The 7,654-nt window shown below is 65.3% G+C and carries 7 protein-coding genes; 4 read left to right on the plus strand and 3 right to left on the minus strand.

Annotated features, from left to right (window positions below; all coding sequences use genetic code 11):
- Positions 1–8: 8 nt before the first annotated feature.
- From lolD to E2583_RS23000, 3 genes are all read right to left on the minus strand, one after another.
- Positions 9–698, minus strand: coding sequence for a lipoprotein-releasing ABC transporter ATP-binding protein LolD (gene lolD / locus E2583_RS22990; protein ID WP_291599024.1), 690 nt, complete (start codon positions 696–698; stop codon positions 9–11).
- Entirely contained in the window at positions 691–1,944 is a 1,254-nt protein-coding gene (locus E2583_RS22995; protein WP_291599026.1) for a lipoprotein-releasing ABC transporter permease subunit, read from the minus strand. Before E2583_RS22995 ends, lolD begins: the two co-directional genes overlap by 8 nt.
- A gap of 68 nt (positions 1,945–2,012) precedes the next feature.
- Positions 2,013–2,483, minus strand: coding sequence for a MarR family transcriptional regulator (locus tag E2583_RS23000; protein ID WP_309468028.1), 471 nt, complete (start codon positions 2,481–2,483; stop codon positions 2,013–2,015).
- Between the two features lie 158 nt (positions 2,484–2,641).
- Here E2583_RS23000 and E2583_RS23005 point away from each other — a divergent pair, with 158 nt between their 5' ends.
- The 4 genes from E2583_RS23005 to recJ all read left to right on the plus strand — a co-directional run.
- Positions 2,642–3,634 (plus strand): tripartite tricarboxylate transporter substrate binding protein, encoded by a 993-nt coding sequence (locus tag E2583_RS23005; RefSeq protein ID WP_291599030.1) that lies wholly within the window; start codon positions 2,642–2,644, stop codon positions 3,632–3,634.
- The gene (locus E2583_RS23010) at positions 3,631–5,004 is read left to right on the plus strand and encodes a sulfatase-like hydrolase/transferase (RefSeq protein WP_291599032.1); all 1,374 of its coding nucleotides are present in this window, start codon (positions 3,631–3,633) and stop codon (positions 5,002–5,004) included. The genes E2583_RS23005 and E2583_RS23010 overlap by 4 nt, the downstream gene beginning before the upstream one ends.
- 52 nt (positions 5,005–5,056) lie before the next feature.
- On the plus strand, positions 5,057–6,031 hold the full coding sequence (locus tag E2583_RS23015; RefSeq protein ID WP_291599034.1) for a phosphoglycerate mutase: 975 nt from the start codon (positions 5,057–5,059) through the stop codon (positions 6,029–6,031).
- Positions 6,028–7,654, plus strand: a 1,627-nt coding sequence (gene recJ, locus E2583_RS23020; protein WP_291599037.1) for a single-stranded-DNA-specific exonuclease RecJ, incomplete at its 3' end; no start/stop codon positions are given. The genes E2583_RS23015 and recJ, both read left to right, overlap by 4 nt.

Genomic DNA, 7,654 nt, shown 5'->3' on the forward strand with positions numbered 1-7,654 from the left:
CTGAACGGTCAGGCCAGTTGCCCACGCCCCAGCCTGACCATGCGATCGCAGCGCGCGGCCAATCCTTCGTCATGGGTGACCATCACAAATGCCGTGCCATGGCTGCGCGCCAGCTCCAGCATCAGCGCAAACACCGTATCGGCCGTGCCGCGATCCAGGTTGCCCGTGGGCTCGTCGGCCAGCACACAGGCCGGGCGCGTCACCAGCGCACGTGCAATGGCCACGCGCTGACGCTCGCCGCCCGAGAGCTCGGCCGGGCGATGCGCCATGCGCTCGCCCAGCCCCACGGCGCGCAGCATCTCGGCCGCGCGGTCCATGCAGTCCTGCTTGGCGTCGCGTCGAATGCGCAGCGGCATGGCCACATTCTCCTGGGCCGAGAACTCGGCCAGCAGGTGATGGAACTGGTAGATAAAGCCCAGATGCCGGTTGCGCAGCGCGCCCTGCTTCTGCGGGCTGAGCTGGTGCAGAGGCTGCCCCATGAGACTGACGCTACCCGTGGTGGGCGCATCCAGCCCCCCCAGCAAATGCAGCAAGGTGGACTTGCCCGAGCCCGAGGCACCGACGATGGCCAGCGTCTCGCCCGCCTGCACCCGCAGATCCACGCCCTGCAGCACGGTCACGTCCAGCTTGCCTTCGGCAAAGCGCTTGGTCAGGCCGCGTGCCTCCAGCACGCTCTGACCCATCACAACATCATTCATAGCGCAGAGCCTCCGCAGGGTTCACGCGGCTGGCACGCCAGCTGGGGTAAATCGTGGCCACAAAAGAAAGAATCAGGGAAATCACCGCGATCGGCACAATGTCCGTGGACTGCGGCTCGCTGGGCATCTTGCTGATGAGGTAGATGTCCTTGGGCAGGAAGTTGGCATGCAGAGCCTGTTCTATGGCCGGCACGATGACGTCGATATTGAAGGCAACCGCCAGCCCCAGCGCCAGACCGGCCAAGGTGCCGATGACGCCGACCATGGCGCCCTGCACCATGAAGATGCCCATGATGGACGAAGGCGAGGCCCCCAGGGTGCGCAGGATGGCAATGTCGGCACGCTTGTCCTGCACGCTCATCACCAGGGTGGACACCAGGTTGAAAGCCGCCACGGCCACGATCAGGGTGAGGATGATGAACATCATGCGTTTTTCGAGTTGCACGGCAGCAAACCAGGTCTTGTTCTGCTGGGTCCAGTCGCGAATGAACAGACGGTCCGTCAGGGTGTCCGCGAGTTCATGCGCCACGCGCGGCGCCTCGTGCAAGTCCTTGAGCTTGAGGCGAATGCCGGTCGGCCCTTCCAGGCGGAAGATGCGCTGTGCATCCTCGTAATGCATCATCACCAGCGCCGAGTCATATTCGTAGTGGCCGGAATCGAAGGTGCCTGCCACCGTCATCTGCTTCATGCGCGGCAGCACGCCGGCCGGCGTGACCTGACCGCTGGGAGCGATCAGCGTGATCACATCCCCTTCGCTCACACCGAGATTGCGCGCCAGCTCGATGCCCAGAACCACCTTGAAATCGCCGGGCACCAGACGCTTGAGCACCTCGCCGCTGGTGGCCGCCAGATCGGTCACTTCGCCTTCACGCGCCGGATCGATACCGCGCACCAGGGCGCCTTTCATGTCTTCGCCACGCGCCAGCAGTGCCTGAGCCGCCACAAAAGGCGCGGCCCCCACCACATCGGGGTTGGCTCTGGCCTCGCGCATGGTGCGCTCCACATCAGGCAGCGGAGCGCCCTGCGGGGCGTAGATTTCCACATGGGAGACGACGCTGAGCATGCGATCGCGCACTTCCTTCTGGAAGCCGTTCATCACGCTCAGCACAATGATCAGCGCCGCCACGCCCAGCGCAATGCCAAGCATGGAGACACCCGAGATAAAGGAGATGAAGCCATTGCGGCGTGTGGCGCGCCCTGCACGGGTATAGCGCCAGCCCACGGCCAGTTCGTAGGGAAATTGCATGTTGGCATGCATTGTGGCATTGCCCGCAATGCCCTGTTGTCGGCGCCTGCCTTATGCACTTCCTGCCCCTACCGGGGCCGGCGGCTGCGTCCTATGCGCGGCAGATCCGCATACTGATCCTGCTGCTCCAGCGTCACCGCATGGGCCTGGAGCCTTGCCAGCAGGCCGTCAAACAAGGCCAGTTCCTCATCGCTGAGAACAGACACGATATCGGCATGAATCTTGACCATCTCGGGCAGTATCAGACCGTACATGCGCCGCCCCTCTTCGGTCAGATAGATGGCCACGCGCCTGCGGTCTCCATCCAGAGGCTTGCGCAGCACCCAGCCTTTTTCCTCCAGGCCGCTGAGCGCACGCGAAGTGCGCGCCCTGTCCAGCTGCGCCTTCTGCGCCAGCTCGGATGACAGCAAACCCTCCTCGGTCGCCAGCGTCGCCATCACGCCCCATTCACGACGCGTGAGGCCGAAGCGGGCCTCGCACATGCGCATGGCCATGCCGCCCGCCACGCCGAAGAAGCGGCTGATGCGAAACAGCAGCATCTGCTGAATGGAGGTGGGCTGTCGGGTATTCACGGAGATGAGTTGATTAGATCAATTGTGGCCGCCACTTCTACAGTGGTTGCTCCCAATACAGAGACAAGGGAAATGCTGGGATTTTCGCAAATGCCAGCACCTTCCTCAGACAAGAGAGTGATTCCATGGCCCGCCTGATTGCACCCCGCCGCCTTCTTCAAACCAGCCTGGCTCTGCTGCTGGGCTGCACGGCATTCGCCTCCCAGGGCCAGCCTGCCGATGGCGCCGCCTGGCCCGGCAAGCCGGTTCGACTGATCGCCTCCTTCGCTCCCGGAGGGGCGGTGGACATATTGGCGCGCGGCGTAGGGGAAGTACTCCAACGCGAGACCAGGCAGCCGTTCGTGGTGGAGAACCGCACCGGCGCCGGCGGCAACATAGGAGCCGATTACGTCGCCAAGGCTGCCGCCGACGGATACACCCTGCTGATCGGCCTGGACACCAGTCTCACGGTCAACCCGCTGATCTACAAAAGCATGCCGTTCAAGAATGGCGACCTGCGTCCCGTCATGGTGTTCGCCTCGCAAGGCATGCTGATGGCTGTCAGCCCCAAAACCAATATCAAGACGCTGGAGCAGTTCATCGCCCGCGGCAAGGACAAGGGCCTGACGCTGGGCTCCGCCGGCTATGGAACACCCGGCCACCTGGCCGCCAGCATCCTGAGCCATGCCACCGGAGCCAAGGTCAACCACGTGCCCTACAAAGGCAATGCACCAGCCACGCTGGCGATGCTCTCGGGCGAGGTGGACGGCGGCGTCATCAGCTCCACCGCCATGCTGCCCCATGTGACCACTGGAAAGATCACGGCGCTGGCTGTGACCACGGCCCAGCGCAACCCCTTGCTGCCGGAAGTCCCCTCGGTGGCCGAACTGGGACACAAGGAGCTGCAACAGGAAGTGCTTTTCGCCGCCTGGGTGCCCGGCAGCACACCCGAGCCGCTGGTGCAGAAAATCCAGGCCCACCTCGAGAAGGCCATGAAGGACGGCACGCTGCGCGAGCGCATGCGAGCCAACGACATGGTCTACGAAGGGCTGACCGGCGACGCGGCCGTCAAGCGCATTCAGGCCCTGGCCGACCGTTACCGGATTCTGGCGCAGGCTACCGGCATGAAGATGGAATGAGCGCCTGCGCCAGCCATCAGCCCCATGACAACGCCCCGTATTTCATGACTCGTCCCAACATCATCTTTATCGTCGCCGACGATCTCGGCTATGCCGACCTGGGCTGCTACGGCGGCCGCGATGCCGACTTCGGCCCGGTATCCCCGGTGCTGGACCGCCTGGCCGCCAAGGGCCTCAGGCTCACCCAGGGCTATGCCAATTCCCCCGTGTGCTCGCCCACGCGTTTTGCCTTGGCCACGGCCCGCTACCAATATCGCTTGCGCGGCGCGGCCGAGGAGCCCATCAACAGCAGGACGCGCGGCACGCCGCTGGGTGCCCGGCTGGGCCTGCCGCCCGAAATCCCGACAGTCGCCTCGCTGCTCAAGGGCGCGGGCTACCGCACGGCACTGATAGGCAAATGGCACCTGGGCTACCCGCCCCACTTCGGCCCGCTGCGCTCGGGCTACGAGGAATACTTCGGCCCCATGTCGGGCGGCGTGGATTACTTCACCCATCTGAGCAGCTCGGGCCAGCACGACCTGTGGGTGGGCGAAGAGGAGCACCACGACGAAGGCTATCTGACCGACCTGCTGTCCCGGCGCAGCGTGGACTTCGTCAACCGCATGAGCGCGGGCAACGCGCCTTTCTTCCTGAGCCTGCACTACACGGCACCACACTGGCCCTGGGAAACCCGTGATGACCGCGAGACTGCCGAGCAGCTGGGAGCAGGCATCACGCATCTGGAGGGAGGCAATATCCACCAGTACCGCCGCATGATTCATCACATGGATGAGGGCATCGGCTGGATCGTCGAAGCACTGCGCGAGAACGGCCAGCTGGACAACACGCTCATCATCTTCACCAGCGACAACGGCGGCGAGCGTTTCTCGGACAGCTGGCCTCTGGTGGGCGGCAAGATGGACCTGACCGAAGGCGGCATCCGCGTCCCCTGGATCGCCCACTGGCCCGCCGTGATCGAGGCCGGCCGCACCAGCGCCCAGCTCTGCATGACCATGGACTGGTCGGCCACGGTGCTGGATGCAGCCGGCGTGGGGGCCGCCCCGGACTACCCGCTGGACGGCATCTCCCTGCTGCCCGTGCTGCACAGCGACGACGCAGAATTTGCCCGGCCGCTCTACTGGCGCATGCTCTACCGCCATCAGCGCGCACTGCGCGAAGGCGAATGGAAATACCTGCGCGTGGAAGACAACGAATACCTGTTCAACCTGGCCCAGGATGAACGCGAGCGTGCCAATCTGGCCGGCCGCCTGCCCGAGCGCCTGGAGGCCATGCGCCAGCGCTGGGACGACTGGAATGCCGGCATGCCCGCCATTGCCGACGATGCGAGCTACAGCCTGGTCTACACCCTGAAAAATATGCCGGCAAGGTGACAAAGGCCCCCGCACCATGCCCTGGCGGCGGCCATGCCCGACAATAGCGCCCATGTCTTTGACCGCGCCTTTGCTGCCTGCCGCCCAAGCCCTGGGCACAGGCGCCTCCGAAATCATTGTTGCCTATGCCAGCGGCCCTGCCGACATTCCCAAGGCATGGGACGGTTTGCAACTCCCTCACCTGCAGGCCTTGCTGGCAACGCTGGCCCCGACCCCGCTGGTGCGGGGCGACGAGATGGAGTTCTCCCCCCCGCACGAGCGCGCCCTGGCCCTTGGCATGCAACTGCCCGATACACCCGGGCTGATTCCCTGGGCGGCGCTGGCGGCTGGAGGCAGCAGCCAGGCCTGTGCCTTCATCACGCCCTGCCACTGGCACATCACGCCGGACCAGGTCCATCAGACAGACCCGGCCAGCGCGCCCCTGGACGAAGACGAATCCCGCCAGCTGCTGGCGCTGATCGCGCCCTGGTTCAGCGACGACGGCATCACGCTGGAATATCTGCGCGCCGACCTCTGGCTGGCGCGCGGCGCGGCCTTCAAGGATCTGGCCACCGCATCCATGGACCGCGCGCTGGGCCGCGACGTGCGCCCCTGGATGCCCGATCCGATTCAGGGAGCCACCATTCAGCGCCTGCAGACCGAGTTGCAGATGCTGCTCTACACCCATGTCTTCAACGACCGGCGCAGCGAACGCGGCCTGCCCCCCATCAACTCTTTCTGGGTGCATGGCACGGGAGACCTCGCCAGCCTGCCCGCCGCGACCGCCCGGACCACGGTGTGCGTGGATGATCTGCGCCACACTGCGCTGCAGGGCAATGTGCAAGGCTGGCAAAAGGCCTGGCAGGCACTGGACAGCGGCCTGATCGCCGAGCTGCAGCAGCGGGCTGCCCGTGGCGAAGCGGTCAAGCTCACGCTCTGCGGCGAGCGCAATGCCGTGCAATGGCAAAGCCAGCCACGTGGCATGATGGGAAGGCTAAAGAGTATTTTTGGCGCGAAGCGCTTGCCTGATCTGAGGGAAATGCTATGAAAATAATTCCCCGATCCATCCCCAGCGACAGTGTCTCTGCACTGCTGCAGGCCCAGATTCATCCCTTGCTGGCCCAGCTCTATGCAGCGCGAGGCGTGTGCTCGGCCGACGAGCTGGACGATGCGCCGGCCCGGCTGCTGCCGCCCTCGGGCCTTCGCGGCATCGATGCTGCGGTGACACTGCTGGCCGATGCCATCGACGCGCAAAAGCGCCTGTGCATCGTCGCCGACTATGACTGCGATGGTGCCACGGCCTGCGCCGTGGGCCTGCGCGGCCTGCGCATGCTGGGCGCGGCCCATGCCGACTACCTCGTGCCCGACCGCGTGGTCGACGGATACGGGCTGACCGCGCCCATCTCGCGCCGCGTCAAGGAGACCGGTGCCGACCTGCTGATCACCGTGGACAACGGCATCGCCAGCGTGGAAGGCGTGGCCGTGGCCAAAGAGCTGGGCATGTCGGTCGTGGTGACCGACCACCATCTGCCGGGCGAGCACCTGCCCCCGGCCGATGCCATCGTCAACCCCAACCAGCCGGGCTGCGAGTTCGCCAGCAAGTCCATGGCTGGCGTAGGCGTCATGTTCTATGTGCTGCTGGCCCTGCGCACCGAACTGCGCAGCCGGGGCCGCTTTGATCGCCACAACCAGCCCAGGCTGGAGCAATTGCTGCCCCTGGTCGCCCTGGGCACGGTGGCCGATGTGGTCAAGCTCGACGCCAACAACCGTCGCCTGGTGGCCCTGGGCCTCAAACAGATTCGCAAAGGCAGCATGCAGCCCGGTATACGAGCGCTGTTCGAAGCCTCGGGCCGTCGTTTTGACATGGCCACCACCATCGACTTCGGCTTTGCCCTGGGCCCGCGCATCAATGCCGCCGGTCGTCTCGCCGACATGACCATCGGCATCGAATGCCTGACTACGGAGGATGCGGGCCGCGCCGACAATCTGGCACGCATGCTGGACAGCATCAACCGCGAGCGCCGCGAGATCGAGGTCAGCATGCGCGAGCATGCCCTGCTCATGGCCGAGGGCCTGTGCGAGGACGGCATGACGCCGCCGCCTGCGATCAGCGTGTTCGACCCCGACTTCCACGAAGGCGTGGTCGGTGTGGTGGCCTCGCGCATCAAGGACAAGCTGCACCGGCCCACGTTTGTCTTTGCAGCCAGTGGCGCTCCGGGCAAGGAGCATGAGCTCAAGGGCTCGGGCCGCTCCATTCCCGGCTTTCATCTGCGCGATGCGCTGGATCTCGTCAGCAAGCGCCACCCCGGTCTGATACTGCGTTTTGGCGGTCACGCCATGGCAGCGGGCTGCACCATCGAGGAAGCGCACTTTGACGAGTTCGAGCAGGCTTTTGCCCAGGTCGCCAGGGAATGGCTGGATGCCGCCACGCTGACGCGCAGACTGGAGACCGACGGGCCGCTGTCTCCCCAGTGGCTGGACACCGGCCTGATCGAACAGATGCAGCTGGCCGTCTGGGGCCAGGGCTTTGCCGCGCCGACGTTCAGCGAAGAGCTGGAGATCACCTCGCAGCGACTGGTCGGCGAAAAGCATCTGAAGCTGGAGCTGCTGCACCATGGCTCCAAGATCGACGGCATCTGGTTCAACCACACCGACCCGCTGCCCGCGCGCA

The sequence above is a fragment of the Comamonas sp. genome (assembly GCF_009360615.1).
Taxonomy (GTDB): domain Bacteria; phylum Pseudomonadota; class Gammaproteobacteria; order Burkholderiales; family Burkholderiaceae_C; genus Comamonas.